Annotated in this window: 18 protein-coding genes; 10 read left to right on the top strand and 8 right to left on the bottom strand. The window is 66.5% G+C overall.

The window, feature by feature from the left end; translation table 11 throughout:
• Nucleotides 1–78: 78 nt before the first annotated feature.
• From IEW24_RS26850 to IEW24_RS26840, 3 genes are all read left to right on the top strand, one after another.
• The gene (locus IEW24_RS26850; RefSeq protein WP_188583998.1) at nucleotides 79–747 is read left to right on the top strand and encodes a DNA-3-methyladenine glycosylase family protein; all 669 of its coding nucleotides are present in this window, start codon (nucleotides 79–81) and stop codon (nucleotides 745–747) included.
• 12 nt (nucleotides 748–759) lie between these two features.
• Complete coding sequence (locus IEW24_RS26845; RefSeq protein ID WP_188583997.1) at nucleotides 760–1,416, top strand: alpha/beta hydrolase; 657 nt, start codon at nucleotides 760–762, stop codon at nucleotides 1,414–1,416.
• A 160-nt stretch (nucleotides 1,417–1,576) separates the two neighbouring features.
• Nucleotides 1,577–2,134, top strand: coding sequence for an HNH endonuclease (locus tag IEW24_RS26840; protein WP_188583996.1), 558 nt, complete (start codon nucleotides 1,577–1,579; stop codon nucleotides 2,132–2,134).
• Nucleotides 2,135–2,156: 22 nt separating this feature from the next.
• On the opposite strand, the gene IEW24_RS26835 is transcribed toward IEW24_RS26840, so the two are convergent.
• Nucleotides 2,157–2,615: a disulfide bond formation protein B gene (locus IEW24_RS26835; protein WP_244644696.1), complete on the bottom strand. Its 459-nt coding sequence runs from the start codon at nucleotides 2,613–2,615 to the stop codon at nucleotides 2,157–2,159.
• Nucleotides 2,616–2,975: 360 nt separating this feature from the next.
• Between IEW24_RS26835 and irrA the strand changes: the two genes are divergently transcribed.
• From irrA to acuI, 3 genes are all read left to right on the top strand, one after another.
• On the top strand, nucleotides 2,976–3,518 hold the full coding sequence (gene irrA / locus IEW24_RS26830; protein ID WP_373870146.1) for an iron response transcriptional regulator IrrA: 543 nt from the start codon (nucleotides 2,976–2,978) through the stop codon (nucleotides 3,516–3,518).
• Between the two features lie 344 nt (nucleotides 3,519–3,862).
• Nucleotides 3,863–4,639, top strand: a complete 777-nt coding sequence (locus tag IEW24_RS26825; RefSeq protein ID WP_188583994.1) for an HpcH/HpaI aldolase family protein — start codon at nucleotides 3,863–3,865, stop codon at nucleotides 4,637–4,639.
• A gap of 13 nt (nucleotides 4,640–4,652) precedes the next feature.
• On the top strand, nucleotides 4,653–5,639 hold the full coding sequence (gene acuI, locus IEW24_RS26820; RefSeq protein ID WP_188583993.1) for an acrylyl-CoA reductase (NADPH): 987 nt from the start codon (nucleotides 4,653–4,655) through the stop codon (nucleotides 5,637–5,639).
• A gap of 18 nt (nucleotides 5,640–5,657) precedes the next feature.
• Here the strand turns inward: acuI and IEW24_RS26815 are convergent, their stop codons facing one another.
• Together IEW24_RS26815 and dapE are read right to left on the bottom strand one after the other, a co-directional pair.
• Entirely contained in the window at nucleotides 5,658–6,428 is a 771-nt protein-coding gene (locus IEW24_RS26815) for an alpha/beta hydrolase (protein WP_188583992.1), read from the bottom strand.
• A 23-nt stretch (nucleotides 6,429–6,451) separates the two neighbouring features.
• The gene (dapE, locus tag IEW24_RS26810; RefSeq protein ID WP_188583991.1) at nucleotides 6,452–7,627 is read right to left on the bottom strand and encodes a succinyl-diaminopimelate desuccinylase; all 1,176 of its coding nucleotides are present in this window, start codon (nucleotides 7,625–7,627) and stop codon (nucleotides 6,452–6,454) included.
• A 287-nt stretch (nucleotides 7,628–7,914) separates the two neighbouring features.
• On the opposite strand from dapE, the gene IEW24_RS26805 reads away from it, so the two are divergent.
• The 3 genes from IEW24_RS26805 (at nucleotide 7,915) to IEW24_RS26795 (ending at nucleotide 12,795) form a co-directional block, all read left to right on the top strand.
• The gene (locus tag IEW24_RS26805; RefSeq protein ID WP_244644695.1) at nucleotides 7,915–10,425 is read left to right on the top strand and encodes a DUF3772 domain-containing protein; all 2,511 of its coding nucleotides are present in this window, start codon (nucleotides 7,915–7,917) and stop codon (nucleotides 10,423–10,425) included.
• Between the two features lie 76 nt (nucleotides 10,426–10,501).
• Entirely contained in the window at nucleotides 10,502–11,083 is a 582-nt protein-coding gene (locus IEW24_RS26800; RefSeq protein ID WP_188583989.1) for a CAP domain-containing protein, read from the top strand.
• A gap of 107 nt (nucleotides 11,084–11,190) precedes the next feature.
• Entirely contained in the window at nucleotides 11,191–12,795 is a 1,605-nt protein-coding gene (locus tag IEW24_RS26795; RefSeq protein ID WP_188583988.1) for an AMP-binding protein, read from the top strand.
• 12 nt (nucleotides 12,796–12,807) lie between these two features.
• Here the strand turns inward: IEW24_RS26795 and IEW24_RS26790 are convergent, their stop codons facing one another.
• The 3 genes from IEW24_RS26790 to IEW24_RS26780 all read right to left on the bottom strand — a co-directional run bounded on the left by IEW24_RS26790 (nucleotide 12,808) and on the right by IEW24_RS26780 (nucleotide 14,327).
• Entirely contained in the window at nucleotides 12,808–13,323 is a 516-nt protein-coding gene (locus tag IEW24_RS26790) for a queuosine precursor transporter (RefSeq protein ID WP_210324297.1), read from the bottom strand.
• Between the two features lie 67 nt (nucleotides 13,324–13,390).
• Complete coding sequence (rpmB, locus tag IEW24_RS26785; RefSeq protein ID WP_188583986.1) at nucleotides 13,391–13,690, bottom strand: 50S ribosomal protein L28; 300 nt, start codon at nucleotides 13,688–13,690, stop codon at nucleotides 13,391–13,393.
• 175 nt (nucleotides 13,691–13,865) lie between these two features.
• Nucleotides 13,866–14,327, bottom strand: coding sequence for a secondary thiamine-phosphate synthase enzyme YjbQ (locus tag IEW24_RS26780; RefSeq protein WP_188583985.1), 462 nt, complete (start codon nucleotides 14,325–14,327; stop codon nucleotides 13,866–13,868).
• Nucleotides 14,328–14,473: 146 nt separating this feature from the next.
• Here IEW24_RS26780 and IEW24_RS26775 point away from each other — a divergent pair, with 146 nt between their 5' ends.
• Nucleotides 14,474–15,427, top strand: coding sequence for an alpha/beta hydrolase (locus IEW24_RS26775; protein ID WP_188583984.1), 954 nt, complete (start codon nucleotides 14,474–14,476; stop codon nucleotides 15,425–15,427).
• A gap of 6 nt (nucleotides 15,428–15,433) precedes the next feature.
• Here the strand turns inward: IEW24_RS26775 and IEW24_RS26770 are convergent, their stop codons facing one another.
• Both IEW24_RS26770 and IEW24_RS26765 read right to left on the bottom strand, forming a co-directional pair.
• Nucleotides 15,434–15,862: a hypothetical protein gene (locus IEW24_RS26770; RefSeq protein ID WP_188583983.1), complete on the bottom strand. Its 429-nt coding sequence runs from the start codon at nucleotides 15,860–15,862 to the stop codon at nucleotides 15,434–15,436.
• A gap of 112 nt (nucleotides 15,863–15,974) precedes the next feature.
• Nucleotides 15,975–16,592 carry a 2-hydroxychromene-2-carboxylate isomerase gene (locus IEW24_RS26765; protein ID WP_188583982.1) on the bottom strand — a complete coding sequence of 206 codons (618 nt, stop codon included), beginning with the start codon at nucleotides 16,590–16,592 and terminating at the stop codon, nucleotides 15,975–15,977.
• Nucleotides 16,593–16,714 lie beyond the last annotated feature (122 nt).

The raw sequence follows: 16,714 nt of genomic DNA, 5'->3' as shown, positions 1-16,714 counted from the left end.
AGCTGGCGGCAGGGGACGAAACGTGAAGATCCGTGCAGTCATGGCACGTCGGAACGGCAAGAGCGAGGGAGAGGGAGCATGAGCGGCCAACTGCCAACAGGCGAGGTGCAACTCGCCGATCAGGAGACCTTCGAGCAGGCCCTCGACGCATTGCTGGCCCTCGATCCCAGGCTGGTGCCGCTGGTGGCAGAAGCGGGCCGTCCCACCCTGCGGCGGCGGGAACCCGACTTCGCCGGACTGACTGCCGTGGTCGTGGCCCAGCAATTGTCGGTGGCCGCCGCCCGTGCCATCTCCGCCCGCCTGCACACGGCGCTGGGCGGCGCGCCCACCGTGGACAGCCTGCTCGCGGCCACACCCGAGGCTCTGCGCGCGGCGGGCCTGTCCGCCCCCAAGATCCGCACCCTGACCGGCATCGCCCGTGCGCTCGAGGCCGGCGAAGTGGACCTCGCCCATGTGACCGACATGGAAGCCGATGCCGCCGCCGCCTATCTGACCCGGCTGCCGGGCATCGGCCTCTGGACGGCGGACATCTATCTCCTGTTCTGCCTCGGCCGCAGTGATGCCTTTCCCCATGGCGACCTCGCTCTGCAGGTGGCGGCCGGGGATGCGTTTGGCCTGCCCGGGCGAGCCACGGCCATGGGGCTTGCGGCCATTGCCGAGGACTGGCGCCCCTATCGCGGCGTGGCGGCGCAGGTGCTGTGGGCCTATTATGGCGCCCGCCGCGCCCGCACCGGCGTACCCACCTGACGGAAACCCTGCATGCCCCTTATCGACGGTCCCCGCATCGCCCCGGCTTCCGGCCGTCCGGCCGATGCCCTGGTGGTGCTGCTGCACGGCTATGGCGCCGACGGACGCGACCTGATCGACATTGGCGGGAGCTGGGCCGGACTGCTGCCGGACGCGGCCTTCGTCGCGCCCCATGCACCGGAGCCGTGCGCGGAAGCCCCGGTGGGCCGTCAGTGGTTTCCCCTGTCGCTCAACGACCCGCGCGAACTGGCGCGCGGAACTGCCGGCGCGCTACCGGGCCTCTCACGCTTCCTCGCGGAGGAATTGTCGGTGCTTGGATTGCCGTGGAACCGGCTGTCCCTGTTCGGCTTCAGCCAGGGGGCCATGATGGCGCTGTCCTTCGCGGTAGCCAGCCCGGAGGCCCTCGGTGCCGTGGTGGGCGCCTCGGGCCTCTATCCGCCGCTCACGGGGGGCGATCCCGCACGCAGCGTGTCGCCCGTGCTGCTGATGCACGGCAGCGATGATGACCTCATCCCAGCCGAAGCCATGTTCGCCTCCGCGCAAGGTTTGAACGGCGGCGGCCTGCCGGTGGAATGGCATCTGAGCCATGGTTTGGGGCATGGGTTGGACGAGGCCGGGCTGTTTCACGCCGGACACTTCATCGCCCGGCGACTCGCCGCCGCCAAATAAAAGAATAGCCAGCTCATTTCTCTTGCCCGCGCGTCCATCCGTCACTTGGCGGAGAATCTTCTGCGCCCTTCACAAGGCTGACACGGAGCCTATAGAGTATCCGCGCGTACAGATTGGGCCTGCTCGATTCGGGTGGGATGGAGGGCGAGGAGCACGATCCTTGACCGCTGCTTTATCACCAGGCGCGTGGCCAGCACTTGTGCTGAATGCGGACTATCGCCCGCTGAGCTACTATCCCTTGTCAGTATGGTGCTGGCAGGACGCGATAAAAGCGGTCTTCCTCGACCGCGTGAACATCGTCGAATATTACGACAAGGCGGTGCGAAGTCCCGGGTTCGAGCTTCGGCTCCCCAGTGTGGTTTCGCTGCGCAGTTTCGTGAAGCCGACCCGTCAGCCCGCCTTCACCCGCTTCAACGTCTTTCTGCGCGACCGTTTCACCTGCCAATATTGCGGCAGTCGCGACGACCTCACCTTCGATCACGTGGTTCCGCGAGCCCGCGGCGGCCAGACCACATGGGAAAATGTGGTGGCGGCCTGCTCGCCCTGCAATCTGCGCAAGGGCAGCATGATGCCCGACGCCTGCCACATGTGGCCCGCGCAGACGCCCTATCATCCGTCCGTCCATGACCTGCACCAGAACGGCCGGCATTTCCCGCCGAACTATCTGCATGAGAGCTGGATGGATTACCTCTACTGGGACACCGAGCTGGATCCGTAAACCCGTCCCCTCCTCCTGCCCCTCAGCGGCGGGCTGTGGCGCCCTTGACCGCTATGGCGGCGAGGGCCAGGGCGATGAGGGCATTCCAGCCAGCCATTGAAATTCCGAATAGGCGCCATGCAGCCTCGTCACAGCGGGGGACGCGGGTGGTTTTTATCGCCGCCATGATATCTGTAACCACTTGCGGCGCTGTTCCGGTGCAGGTGGTCGGCCCTTCCCAAAAGCGCCATTCGACGCCCGCGTGATAAATGGCGATGCCCGCATCGACCGCCATCAGCGCCGCCAGAATCCAGAGCCCCCAACGTGCCACGCCAGGCCGGGTACGCCCGACCAGTGCGAGAATGAGTCCAATGGGAACGGCAGCATAGTAAGGCAGACGCTGATCGAGGCAGAGCGGACAGGGCGCGAGCCCGACCACCAGCTGGAAATACCAGGCGGATGCGAGCGCGAACGCCGCCCCCAAAGCAATCAGAAGCGCCACCAGCACTGGAGAGCCTAGAAGAGCGGAGACAGACCCGGCGAGGCCGGAAGAACGCGGATGGGTCACGCAAGCACCCTGCTGGTTGAAACATCCGATGCACGCCTCAATGATGCACCTTACGTCAGGTACATCAAGGGTTTGCCACCGGTAGGCTGACATGCGGATAACCCGCGGGCAGGCCCCTGTCCATGTGCCGTCTCGTCACGAAAAAGGCATTGCTGCGCCTTGGCTTACATTAGTCCATGTCCAATCTGTAATAGTGGCAATAAGCATTTGGATCGGGTATATGAGATTGATAAGCGGTCGCTTGACGGTCCGCCCCATCCGCAGACCTTGACTGCACGAGATTGCTAGCCGCCCATGAACGAGATGACCCGTATCCGCACGAGCCTCGGCACCGGCACCACCCGTATCCAGGTGGAGCATGAGGAAGCCGTTCTTCCCGTGGCCCAGCTTCGCGACGTGAATTCGGCACGCCGCACTGGCTGCCCTTTCCATGACGTGCGCGAGATGCTGCGTGAAGTGGGGCTGCGCCCGACTCGCCAGCGTCTGGCCCTCGGCTGGCTTCTATTCGCCAAGGGCGACCGTCATGTGACGGCGGAAATGCTGCACGAGGAAGCCATCCGTGCGCGCTTCCCGGTCTCGCTGGCCACCGTCTACAATACGCTGCATCAGTTCACGGAAGTGACGCTCCTGCGCGAAGTGGCCGTGGACGGCTCCAAGACCTATTTCGACACCAACGCCTCGGACCATCACCACTTCTACGTGGAAGGCCAGAACGAGCTGGTGGATATTCCGCATAGCTCGGTCACGGTCGATCGCCTGCCCGAAGCCCCCGAAGGCTTCGAAGTGGCCCGCGTGGACGTGGTCGTCCGCCTCCGCCGTAAGACCGGCAAGGCCTGAGTTCGGCTTGACGTCAGCGCGGGATTTTCTCCTGCGTTGCGATTGCTCCGTAATAAAAAACCCCTCGCACCAGCGAGGGGTTTTTTATTGCCTGCGCGCCCCCACGCGGGCTGCAGGTCCCGCAACATTCCATCCAAGATATTGATACCGTTGCGACTTGCCATAGCGAGAGCGTTGCAGGCGCTGGGAAGCCTGCTTTCGCAGCATGTCCGGCTTTGCCTGCTTCGCAACCCAAGCCGAAAGACATTCTCTATCAATGAGTTGGAGTGTTTCTGTGTTTCCATGAAACACGGAAACGCTCTAGGATCGTCGGCGTAATCGGCCAACAACAATCCGGAAACGCCATGCCAACGGAAACCTTGCCGCTCAACACGTTCCGCCGTGCCCTGTATGCCGGCCAGCAGCAGATCGGCATGTGGTGCGCCATCCCCTCCCCCTTCACCATTGAGATGCTCGCGGGTGCCGGTTACGACTGGCTGCTGGTGGATACCGAGCATACCCCCGCCGACCTGCCGCAAATCTATGCCGAGCTTCAGGCCGCAGCGGCCGGCAAGGCCCATCCCGTAGTCCGCGTGCCCTGGAATGACTCCGTCGCCATCAAGCGCTTCCTCGATGCCGGCGCGCAAAGCCTGCTCATCCCCATGGTGCAGACCGCCGAGGAAGCCCGGCAGGCGGTCGCCGCCACGCGTTATCCGCCACACGGCATCCGTGGTTTCGCGGGCGGTACCCGCGCCACCCGATTCGGGCGCATCGCCGATTATCATCAGCAGGCCCATGAGGAGATCTGCGTTTTGGTGCAGATCGAAACTGCCGCCGCGCTGGACGAGCTCGAAGCCATCTGCGCCGTCGAGGGTATCGATGGCGTCTTCATCGGCCCCGGCGACCTGACAGCCAGCCTCGGCCACCTCGGCGGCCAGGGTGAACCGGAGATGGTCGAACTCATCGAGAAGACCCTCCGGCGCATCGTCGCCGCCGGCAACCGGCCCGGCATCCTGACACCGGATCCCGCTCTCGCCCGTCGCTACATCGCCGCCGGCAGCCTGTTCACCTCGGTGGCCATCGACTTCCATCTGCTGACCCGCAGCGCTGAGACGCTCGCGGCCGAATTCGCAGCCAAGTGAGGACGAGCGGACCATGAGCAGCGAGACTTTCAAGGCCATCGTGGCCCGCAAGACCGAAAGCGGGCAGACCATTGCGCTGGAGCAGGTGGACAACAGCTTCCTGCCCGCCGCCGACGTCACGGTGGATGTCGCCTATTCCACGCTGAACTATAAGGATGGCCTTGCCCTGAAAGGCCTTGGCCGCATCCTGCGCACCTTTCCCATGGCACCCGGCATCGATTTCGCCGGCACGGTGCGCGCCAGCGAGAACCCGGCCTTCGCACCGGGCGACGCGGTGGTCCTCACCGGCTGGGGCGTCGGGGAGAACTGGTCCGGCGGCTTTTCCGAACGCGCGCGGGTGAAGGGCGACTGGCTGGTGAAACTGCCGGCTCCGCTCACGCCCCGTCTTGCCATGGCCATCGGCACAGCGGGGTTCACCGCCATGCTGTGCGTGATGGCGCTGGAGCGCCACGGCATCACCAAGGGCGGCGAAGTGCTCGTCACGGGTGCGGCCGGCGGGGTGGGCAGTATCGCCGTGCGGCTGCTCTCACGCCTCGGCTACCGGGTGGTGGCTTTGACCGGGCGGCCGCAGGAGGCCGATTTCCTCACTGCCCTCGGCGCCACCGAAATCATGGACCGCGCCGTGATGCAGGAGGCGGGCAAGCCGCTGCAATCGGAGCGCTGGGCCGGCGTGGTGGACACCGTGGGGGGCACGATCCTCGCCAATGCCATCGCCGCCACGGCTTCGGAGGGGGCGGTCGCCGCCTGCGGGCTGGCCGGGGGCACGGACCTGCCCACCAGTGTCTTCCCCTTCATCCTGCGCGGCGTGTGCCTGATGGGCGTCAATTCCGTGGATGCCTCAAAGGCCCGCCGGGAGGAGGCCTGGAGCCGTCTGGCCCGCGAGCTGACCGAGGCCGATCTCGCCAGCCTCACGCAGGAAGTGGCGCTGGAGGACGTGCCCGGCCTCGCCGACGCCATCCTGGCCGGCAAGGTGCGTGGACGCACCATCGTGAGGGTCTGACCCCGTCCGCCCGGCGCTTCAGGCGCCGGGCGAAATCTCGCCCAGGAAGCGATCCAGCGTGGCAGTCAGGCGTTCGATGTCCTGCGGCCGCGACAGACGATGGTCGCCATCCTTGATCAGGGTGAACACCACGTCGTCCTCGGCAAGGCAGGTGACGAGCCGCATGGCATGGCGCCACGGCACATCCACGTCATGGGCGCCCTGCAGGATGCGCACCGGGCAGCCCACCGCGAAGGGCGAGCCGAGCACCAGATTCTTGCGCCCGTCTTCGATCAGCGCGCGGGTGATCACATAGGGGTCGCCATAGTCGGACGGCCGCGCATAGGAGCCCTTGGCGAGAATTTCCTCCTTCACCGCCTCGGGAAAACTCTCCCACATCAGCTCATGGGTGAAATCCGGCGCGGGCGCGATCAGGACCATGCCGGCGAGGCGTTTGGCGCCCTCCGCCGCCAGCGCGCGGGCCAGCAGCAGGGAAATCCACCCCCCCATGGAGGAGCCCACCAGCACCTGCGGCCCCTCGGTGGCATCGAGCACCGCCCGCGCTTCCTTCGCCCATTGGGAGATGGTGCCGTCCTCGAACGCGCCGGACGACGCGCCATGGCCGGAATAATCGAAGCGCAGGAAACCTTGCCCGCGCTGCTCGGCCCAATCCGCCAGCGCCTGCGCCTTGGTGCCCGTCATGTCGGACTTGAACCCGCCCAGCCAGATCACGCCGGGACCACGGCCGGGGATGCGCCGCACCGCGATTGACTGGCCGTCGACGGAGAGGGTCTGGGTTTCTTCGGTCATGATCGATCCTTCCGGCAGGGACTTCAGGCGGCGAAGGTCGCGAAATAGCGCACGATGAGCCGCTCATAGATGGCGGCCAGCGCGACGAGATCGGCGACGGGCGTCTGCTCGTCCACCATATGCATGGTCTGGCCCACGAGGCCGAATTCCAGCACCGGGCACAGCGCCTTGATGAAGCGGGCGTCCGAGGTGCCGCCCGTGGTGGACATTTCCGGCCGCCGCCCGGTCACGTCCTCCACCGCATCCAGCACCGTTTCCACGAAAGTGCCGGGCGCGGTGAGGAAGCTCTCGCTGGCGCCACGCTGGAAGACCAGATCATAGGCTTCGCCCGCGGTGCCCAGCCGCCGCTCGATCTCGGCCTTCAAGGTGGCGAGCGAATAAAGGTCGTTGTAGCGGACATTGAAGCGCGCCGTCGCCACGGCGGGAATGACGTTGAAGGCCGGATTGCCCACGTCCACGCTGACCACTTCCAGATTGGAGGGCGGGAAATGGTCGGAGCCCGCATCCAGCGGCTCCGCCGTCAGGGCGCTGAGCAGCCGCACGAGGCGAGGAATGGGATTGTCGGCCCGGTGCGGATAGGCCACGTGCCCCTGCTTGCCTGTCACGGTGATGACGCCGGACAGGCTGCCACGCCGGCCGATCTTCACCATGTCGCCCAGCGCCTCGGGATTGGTGGGCTCGCCCACCACGCAATGGTCGATCACCTCGCCGGTAGCCGCGAGCCATTCCACCACCTTCACCGTGCCATCCAGCGCCGGGCCTTCCTCATCGCCGGTGATGAGGAAGGAAATGCTGCCATGGGCCGGCGCGCCATGATGGAGGGCCGCCGCCAGAAAGGCGCCGACCGCGCCCTTCATGTCCACGGCGCCCCGTCCGTAGAGCACGCCGTCCTCCAGTGCTCCGGAAAAGGGCGGATGACGCCAAGCGTCTTCCGCGCCCGGCGGCACCACATCCACATGGCCGGCAAAGCACAGGTTCGGCGAGGTGGTGCCGATGCGGGCATAGAGATTGTCCACCGCCACGCCGCCGGTGTCGGAGACGAGGCGCTCCACCCGGTAGCCCGCCTGTCGCAGCAGATCCGCCACCACGTCCAGCGCGCCCGTCGCGTCGGGGGTAACGGACGGCGCACGGATCAGCGCCCGCGCATAGGCGAGCGCATCTTCGGCAAGCTTGGCAGCGGGGGCGGCGGCAGTCGTCATGAGCGAAAATCCGGAACCGGTTGCGCGTTTCAGAGCGCGCGGGAGGCCCTGCCTCGCCCGACAAGGGCAGCCCGTCAATGGCTTTTTCAGCCGCACGCCGCCACGAGGCTGCCGCCTTCGCAACCTATGGGAGCCGTCCATCCATCCTGTGCGATTCCTTGAAGACCTGAGGATCACGCGGCATTTGCGTCCCGGCCGGCCTTGCTTTTCACGCCCCGGCGCGAATGCTGCGAACTCAAGATCGGCAGGCCAACGGGCCTGCCTTGCCTTTCCCCGGAGGTTTCCTGATGCGGCGTACTGTGGTGCGGATCGCGAGTTTGCTGGCCCTTATCCTGTGCATGCTGGCGGCGCCGGCGGTGCAGGCGGCGCCGCCCACCGATCCCGCCATCGCGACCGCACGCGAACGGCTGGAAGCCAACCGCTCCGCCCTTGATGCCCTTGACGCCGCGCTCGGCGTGGAGGGCCTGCGCGCACCCGATCTCGATGATCTGCGCACCCGCCTTGATCCGGTGCGCCGCGATCTTCAGACTCGTGGCGAAATCCTGACGCCCCGTGCCGCCGACGCCAAGATGCGCCTTGAGGAACTCGGCGCGCCCCCCGCCGCCGGTGCGGCTCCCGAGGATGCCAGCGTCACCGCCGATCGCGAGCATCTGAAGGCGCTGACCGCCGATATCGACGGCCTCGTGAAGCAGAACCGCGCCCTGGCCGCACGGGCAGATCAGCTGTCGGAGCGCATCAGCACCCGTCGGCGAGAGCTCTTCACGGGCCAGTTGTTCGAGCGCTCCATCAGCATCGTGGATCCCAGCCTCTGGGCCACGGGCGCCACTGCCCTGCAGGCCGGATATCGCAGCCTGTCGCTGTTGGTGACGGACTCCTTCAGCTACGCCCGCCAACGACAGGACCTGCTCACCCTTGCCGCATTGTCGTTCGGCGTGCTGGCCATCGTGGGGATCATCGTCTTCCTCGGCCGGGCGCTGCGCCGGCGCCTCAGCGGCGGGCAGCCGGCCGATGGCGTTGCCCTGCCACGCCTGCGCGCCGTGCGCGAAGCCATCAAGGTGGCGGTGTTCGAAAGCCTCGTCGGCCCGCTGGCGACAATCGCCGCGGTCAATTTCCTGACCGGCTTCGACATCGTGCCGCCCCGCGCTGCCGAGATCCTGCACGGGCTGGTGGTGGCGGTCTTCATCCATTCGGTGGGCCGTGCCCTGGCCAAGTCGCTGCTGGCGCCGGGGCAGCCCTGGCGGCGGTTGCCGGCATTCTCGGATGCCACAGCCTCGGCGATCTTCCGCTATTACTCCTGGTCGGTGACGGTGCTGGCCGTCGCCTCCTTCGTCAATGCACTCAACCGGGCGCTGTTCACGCCCGTGGCCCTCACCGTGCTCGCCTCCGGCATCGGGGTCGTGTTCATCAGCGTGTTCATCGGCCTGATGCTGGTGTCCATCGGCCGCATCGCGGAGGAAGAAGAGGCCCGCGCCATCTCGCTCGCCGAGAGCGGCGGCGACAGCGAGCCCCCCTCCATCGAGAGCTCCTCGCTGTCCCGCGTGCGCACGGTCCTATGGCTGGTGATCGCGGTGATGGTCGGTGCTCTGGTCGCCGGCTATGTCAGCTTCGCCAGCTTCCTCGGCGCCCGCATTCTGGTCGCTGCGGCGGTGCTGGCGGCGCTCTACATCCTCTACAGCCTCATCGACGCCTTCTTCGGCGAGGGCCTGGCCGCGGACACCCACCGCTCCCGCATGCTCTCCAAGACGCTCGGCCTGCGCACCAAGAGCCTGGAGGTCATCGCCACCCTCATCTCGGGCCTGCTGAAGCTGTTCCTGTTCGTGGTCGCCGCGCTGGTGATGGCGGGCAGTTGGGGCACCTCGTCCGCCGACATCATGGAGACCATCGACCGCGTCTCCTTCGGCGTCCATATCGGCACCACCACCATCACGCTGTGGAACGTGCTCTATGCGGTGGCGCTGCTCATCGTTGGCATCCTGCTGGCACGCGGACTGCAGAAATGGGTGTCGTCCAAGCTGCTGCCGGGCACGGGCATGGAGGCGAGCCTCCAGACCTCCATCTCCACCATCATCGGCTATGTGGGCATCATCTTCGCGATCATGATCGCGATGGGTCAGATCGGTCTCAATCTCGAGAACATCGCCCTCGTCGCCGGTGCCCTGTCGGTCGGTATCGGTTTCGGCCTTCAGGCCATCATCTCCAACTTCGTGTCCGGCCTCATCCTGCTCACCGAGCGCCCCATCCGCGTGGGCGACACCATCAATGTGAAGGGCGAGGAAGGCTACGTCCGCCGCATCAGCGTGCGTTCCACCGAGATCGAGACCTTCGAGCGGGCCACCGTCATCGTCCCGAACTCGGACCTCATCACCGGCATGGTGAAGAACTGGACCCACTCCAACACCACGGGCCGGGTCATCGTGGCGCTCAACGTCACCTACGACTCGGACGTGGAAGAGGTGCGCGACATTCTGGTGGCCTGTGCCTGCGACCATCCGCAGGTGCTCCAGAGTCCCCCACCGCGTGTCTTCATCACAAAGTTCGCGGATGCCGGCATCCTGTTCGAGCTGCGCTGCGTGGTGGCGAACGTGGATTACTCGCTCACCGTGAAGAGCGACCTGCACTTCTCCATCCTGCGCCGCTTCCGCCAGAGGGGTGTGGTCATGGCCAGCCAGCCGTGGGCCGCCGCCGCACCGGCCCATGAACCGGAGCCGGAAGCCGCACCCGAGCCGCAGGCCGCACCCGAGGCATCCGTCACGCCGCCCCGCAAGGGTGGCGGTTCCATCGGTGCTTCCACGGGATGATCCCATTGGGTCGACGGCATTAGAACACCGCCGACCGATAACGCTTCCTCAACCCTCTTGGGCGCAGAACAGCCGCATGAGCGATCTCGGTTCCTTCCCTTCCACGGGCCGCCGCCCGGCGGCGCAGTCTTCCCGCGCGCGCCGCGCCGTGCCCTTCGCGCTTCTGGCGACGCTCGCCCTTGCCGGCTGTGGCACGGCGGATATCGAGGCGCCCAAGCAGCCCGCCTTCTACGAGAACCTCGCCAAGAGTGGGCAGCCGGTGAACGCCGAGGCCGCAGCCTCCGTCTTCTCCGACTATCGCATCACCAAGGGCCTCAACCCGGTCACGCTCGATCCGGCTCTGAGCCGGGTGGCTCAGGATCAGGCCGACGCCATGGCGCGGGCCGACACGCTCTCCCATGAAGTGGGAGGCCGCACCTTCGTGCAGCGCATGAACGCCTCCGGCTACAAACCGAAGGTGGCGGTGGAGAATGTGGGCGCCGGCTACCACACCCTGGCCGAAGCCTTCTCCGGCTGGCGTGACAGCCCGCCCCACAACAAGAACATGCTGACCACCGGTGTCACCCGCATGGGCATCGCCACCGCCTTCAACCCGCGCTCCAAGTACAAGGTGTATTGGGCTCTGGTGCTGGCGACCCCGGACGACGCCGGGCGCTGAGCCCAAAACATGCCCTAACGTTACCCAACTAAAGGGTGATACCGCACTGCGTCATTTTTCTCGCAGCTGCGCTGGCATTCTGTGTGCCCAAGGTTTAAGCACATTGTATGCTCGCAAACCTTGGCGATTTCGACCGGATGCGCGCCACCTTTCAATGGCGCCTTCCCGCTCGCTACAACATGGCGATTCACGCCTGCGACAGCTGGGCGACGCGTGATCCGCACCGGCCCGCTCTGTTCGTGCCGAAGGGCGCGGACTTCGAGCCCGTCAGCTACGGCCATATCGCCACCGCCTCCAACCGTCTCGCTCATGCGCTGGCTGCCCACGGCATAGCCAGAGGCGACCGAGTTGCCATCCTGCTGCCGCAGGGCATCGAGGTGCTCGTCACCCATCTGGCGGTCTACAAGCTGGGCGCCATCGCGGTGCCGCTGGCCTCAGCCTTCGGCGTCGAGGCGCTGACCTATCGGCTTGAGGATTCCGGCGCCAAGGCTCTGGTCTGCGACGCCACCGGCCTCGCCAAGCTCGAGACCCGGCCGGAGGCGCTGGAGCTGATCGTCTCCGTGGACGGCGCCGATACCGGCGTCGAGGATTTCTCGACGCTACTGGCCAAGGGCTCCCCGAAGCCGCTCGCCATCGACAGCGGGCCGGACGATCCCGCGCTGATGATCTACACCTCCGGCACCACCGGGGCGCCCAAGGGTGCGCTACATGGCCACCGGGTGCTGATCGGGCATGTGGCCGGCCTTGAATTCACTCACGACGCCATGCCTCATCCCGGCGACCGCATGTGGACACCCTCCGACTGGGCATGGGCGGGCGGGCTGCTCAACACGCTGCTGTCCTCGCTGGCTCTCGGCGTGCCAGTGGTGGTGCAGCCGCCCGGCAAGTTCGATCCCGAAGCCGCCTTCCGCCTGTTGCGGACGGCCGGCGTACGCAACGTCTTCATCCCCCCCACCGCGCTGAAGATGATGCGCGGCGTCACCGATCCACGCGGCCGCTTCGGCTTCGATCTGCGCACGGTGGGCACCGCCGGCGAGGCGCTGGGAGCGGAGACGTTCGAATGGGGCCGGCAGGCGCTGGGCGTGGCCGTGAACGAATTCTATGGCCAGACCGAGTGCAATTACGTGATCGGCTCCAACGCCAAGCCGGGCATCGCCCGCGCAGGCGCCACCGGCAAGCCCCTGCCCGGGCATGACGTGCATGTGGTGCGCCCCGACGGCACGCCCTGCAACATCGGAGAGATGGGGCAGATCGCCGTGCGGGCGCCCGATCCGGTGATGTTCCTGCGCTACTGGAACCAGCCGGAGGCGACGCAACGCAAATTCCTCGGCGACCTGCTGCTGACCGGCGACCTCGCACGCCTCGATGAAGACGGCTACGTGCATTTCCAGGGCCGGGATGACGACGTCATCACCTCGGCCGGCTATCGCATCGGCCCGAGCGAGATCGAGGATTGCCTGCTGCGCCATCCGGCCGTGCAGATCGCCGCCGTGGTGGGCAAGCCCGATCCGCTGCGCACCGAAATCGTCAAAGCGGTTCTGGTGCTGCGGCCGGGCGTGAAGCCGAGCCCCGAGCTGGCGGCGGACATCCAGACCTTCGTGCGCACGCGCCTTGCGGCCTATGAATATCCGCGCGAGATCGTATTCATGGATGAGCTGCCGCTGACCAGCACCGGCAAGGTGATCCGCCGCCTGCTGCGCGACCAGACCTGAAGCGTCGGCCCCTCAGGCGCGGGCCGGTGCCGGCTGCCAGACAGGCATGCGGGCGATGATCGCCTTGTAGGGGCCAAGGAAGACCAGAATCATCGCCAGCTTCACGCCGTAGTCGCACAGCGCCCACGAGGTCCAGGGCAGCCCCGTGCCGGCGAAGGCGAGCGAGAAGAAGACCACCGTGTCGAGCGCGCTGGACACGAAACCAGCCATAGCCGGCGGCATCCACCACGCGCGGCGGCGCAGGCGATTGAAGACGGTGGCGTCCAGCAATTGGGCGGACAGGAAGGCGGCCCCGGAGGCCAGCGCAATACGCGGCGTCGCCAGGCCGATGGACAGCAGCACCGCCAGCGCGAAGCCGACATAGATCACCAGCCGCGTCCGGGCGAGGCCGAGACGGCGGTTCGTCAGATCATTGACGAGGAAAGTGACCGGATAGGTGAAGGCACCATAGGTGAGGTAATCCTCCAGCCCGAAGGGCGTGAAAGGATACTGCACCAGCACGTTGGCGCCGAGCACCGCCGCGCACATGGCAAAAACCGCGAGCGTGAACGCTCGCGGTTCTGATTTCACAGCGCTTTCGAAGATGCGCACGGCCTCAGGCGGCCGCAACGGCCTCGGCATTCGCCTTGGCGATCTGGCGCTTCAGCTCGAGTGCGCGGGGAGCCAACTCTTCGTCACGGGCCTTCACCAGGAAAGCATCGAGACCACCGCGGTGATCCACCGACTTCAGCGCATTGGCGCTGATGCGCAGACGGATCGAACGCTTGAGCACATCGCTCTGGAGCGTGACGCTGCACAGGTTCGGCAGGAACCGGCGACGGGTCTTGCGGTTCGAGTGGCTCACGAGGTTGCCGGTCAGGACCGCTTTGCCGGTCAGATCGCACCGCCGGGACATGGCAGTATCCTTCGTTCGTTAGTGTTTCACGCGGCTTCCGTCCGGTCGCGTTCTGCAACCGCTGACGTCAACCCCGCAGGATCAGGAAGGCGCTCCTATAAGCGGCGGGCGCTACCACGTCAAGGCAAGTCGCCGCTGATCGTCGTTAGTCGTCGCTTGATCGTCGATCATCGTCCTAGTCGTTCCGGCCGCTTCCGAGGAAACTCAGGATCACCTGCCGGCGGTGCGGGCGGTCGCGATGCTCGATCAGATAGAGCCCCTGCCATGTACCGAGTCGCGGACGCCCGTCCGCCACAGGAATGGTGAGCGCCGTATCGCTCAGCAGCGTGCGCACATGGGCCGGCATGTCATCCGGCCCCTCCGTGTCGTGCACCCAGCCCCGGTTGCGCGGAGCCAGATCATCCAGCGCCGTGAGCAGATCCGTTTGCACGTCCGGGTCCGCATTCTCCTGAATGGTGAGGGACGCGGATGTGTGCCGGCAAAAGACCGTCAGCACGCCTTGTCCTGCCGCAATCTCGGAAAGGAAGGCGCACGCCTCGCGGGTGAGGTCCGTAAACCCTTGCCCACGCGTCTCCACTTCCAGCACGCTCTGGGCCTGAAGGCTGACCGGGACGCTGGTGGCAGGCGTTCGCTTCACGGTGTCTTTTCCTCGTTATGGCATTTGGGCAACGCAAGATGGACCTTGCCGTATCGGCAACTTGCCACGGCCTGGCAAGGCGACCACGTTTGCCACCGTCTTCCACCCCGCCAGCCAGTGCCCGGCACCGGCCGCAAGGGAGCCCGATGAGCCGCCTGTCCCTCGATCCGTCGCTGTTCGCTGACGCCGCTGTGGCGCCGGACACCAAAATGATCAATGCCGCCATCGTCAAGGCGCTGTCCAAGATGCCGGACCTTGGCCTGGTGCCATGGGCGGTGGTGCGGCAAGCGCGCCTCTCCGGCAAGGGCACTTTTCCGCTGCCGCCGGAAAGCCAGCGCGCCCGGGTGGACAGCATCGAAGGCCCGCGCGGCCCCGTGCCGGTGCGCATCTATCTGCCGGACAGCGTGCCCACGGGCGTCTATCTGCATTTCCACGGCGGCGGCTGGACCATCGGCTCCGCCCGTGAGGAAGACGGGCTGAACGATGCCATCGCATCCGCCGGTCTTGCAGTGGTGTCGGTGGATTATGCGCTCGCCCCCGAAGTGCCCTATCCCGCCGCCCCCGATGACTGCGAGGCGGTGGCACTCTGGCTGGTGCGCGAGGGGCTCTCGCTGTTCGGCACGGAGCGTTTTCTCATCGGCGGCGAATCGGCGGGCGCACACCTCGCCGTCACTACGCTGCTGCGGCTGCGCGACCGGCACGGGCTCCGTCCGTTCACCGCTGCCAGCCTCCATGCCGGCTGCTACGACCTGCGCCTCACCCCCAGCGCACGCACGTGGGGTGAGGAGCGGCTCGTGCTCAACACCGCCGACATCGAGCGCTTCGTGCGCAACTATCTGCGGCTGGAGGGAGAGGCGGACCTGCCGGACGTATCGCCCTTGCTGGCCAGCCTCGATGGCCTGCCGAAGGCGCAGTTCATCATCGGCACCCGCGACCCGTTGCTGGACGACAGCGTATTCATGGCCAACCGCTGGCTGGCGGCGGGCAACAAGGCTGCGCTGGAGGTGTTTCCCGGCGGCTGCCACGTCTTCACCGGCTTCGTCGGCACGCTGGCCGATGCCGGCCAACGGAAGATCATCGACTTCCTGCGCACAGCCTGAACAGGATCAGGGCTCGGTGCCCTGAATGTAGTTCTTCATGCGGTTATAGAGGCCCGCCGCATAGGCATAGGCCGCGTCGAGGTCATTCTGCGACGGCAGGGGCACGGTGAGCTTGTTGCCGCTGTCCACCGTCGCCGCAGGCCCCTTGCCGGCAAGCTGCGCCTGCAGGCGGGCGATCTCGGCTTCATAGGCATCGCGGCTGTCCGGAACGGCGAGACAGGAGAAGCTGCCGCCGGCGCCCCTGCTGCACAGGGAAACCATGCCGGTCTGGCTGTCCATCTTGAGCACGCCGCCATCGACAGGCTGGAAGGAATAGCGGCCCCGCGCCTCGGCGGGCACCATTGCCTCCGGCGTGGAGGCCACGGGCGGCGCCGGCTGTGCCACGGCGAGGGTTGGCAGCAGGCTCAGGCCGAGAAGAAAAAGAGTTCGCTGCATCCGCACCTCCTGACGCCGGGAGAGGCCGTAGGGCCCATCCCTTCTCCAACGTCAAGCTGCCAGCAGAAGCGGGCAGAACGGGGGCGCAGACATCGCGCGCCCTTTTGCCGCCTCAGGCGCTGAAGGGCGGCCGGCCGGAGGCCAGGGCATCGGCCAGCAGGTCCAGCCGGTCCTGCCCCCAGAACACCTCGCCATCGAGCACATAAGAGGGCGCGCCGAATACATCGGCAGCGAGCGCCGTCTCACGGTTGGCGAGATAGGCCGCCCGGACCTCCTCCGTGTCCGCCTGCTCAAGGAGCAGGGCGCCGGGCAGGCCGAGTTCGTCGAGGATGTCCACCACCACCGCCGGATCGGCAAGGTTCTCCTGCCGCTGCCACACGCCCGAGAACAGGCGCCGGATCAGATCGTCCACGGGGTGCCCCGCCTTGATCGCCGCGAGGACCGTTCGGTCCACCTGGCTGCCGTCGAAGGGCCAGTGTTGCGGCTGGATGTGAAAATCGAGCCCGAGCTTGAGCCGCCAGCGCTGCAATTCCACCAGCCGCATGCGCTGCCGCTGGGGCGCGCGCTTGGCGAGCGGAAGGCCGCCTGTCTCAGCGAACACCGGCCCGAGTTCGACCGGGTGGAAGTCCACTGTCGCGCCATGGGTCGCGGCCAGTTCCATGAAACGCGTGTGGCCGAGAAAGCTCCACGGGCTGACGACCGAGAAGAAGTAGGCGATGCGGCGGGACATGGGCAGCGGTCCTCCGATGATGGCTTCCCTCTAGCAGAGTCGTGCCCAAGTCCACAGCGCGATTAAACGTTCAGAAAATGTGCATTATAAAGTCTATTGACTTTGTAATGTTAAATGCCATT

Origin of the sequence: Azorhizobium oxalatiphilum (assembly GCF_014635325.1) — a bacterium.
Lineage (GTDB): Bacteria > Pseudomonadota > Alphaproteobacteria > Rhizobiales > Xanthobacteraceae > Azorhizobium > Azorhizobium oxalatiphilum.
This window is presented reverse-complemented; position numbering and strand designations above follow the sequence as displayed.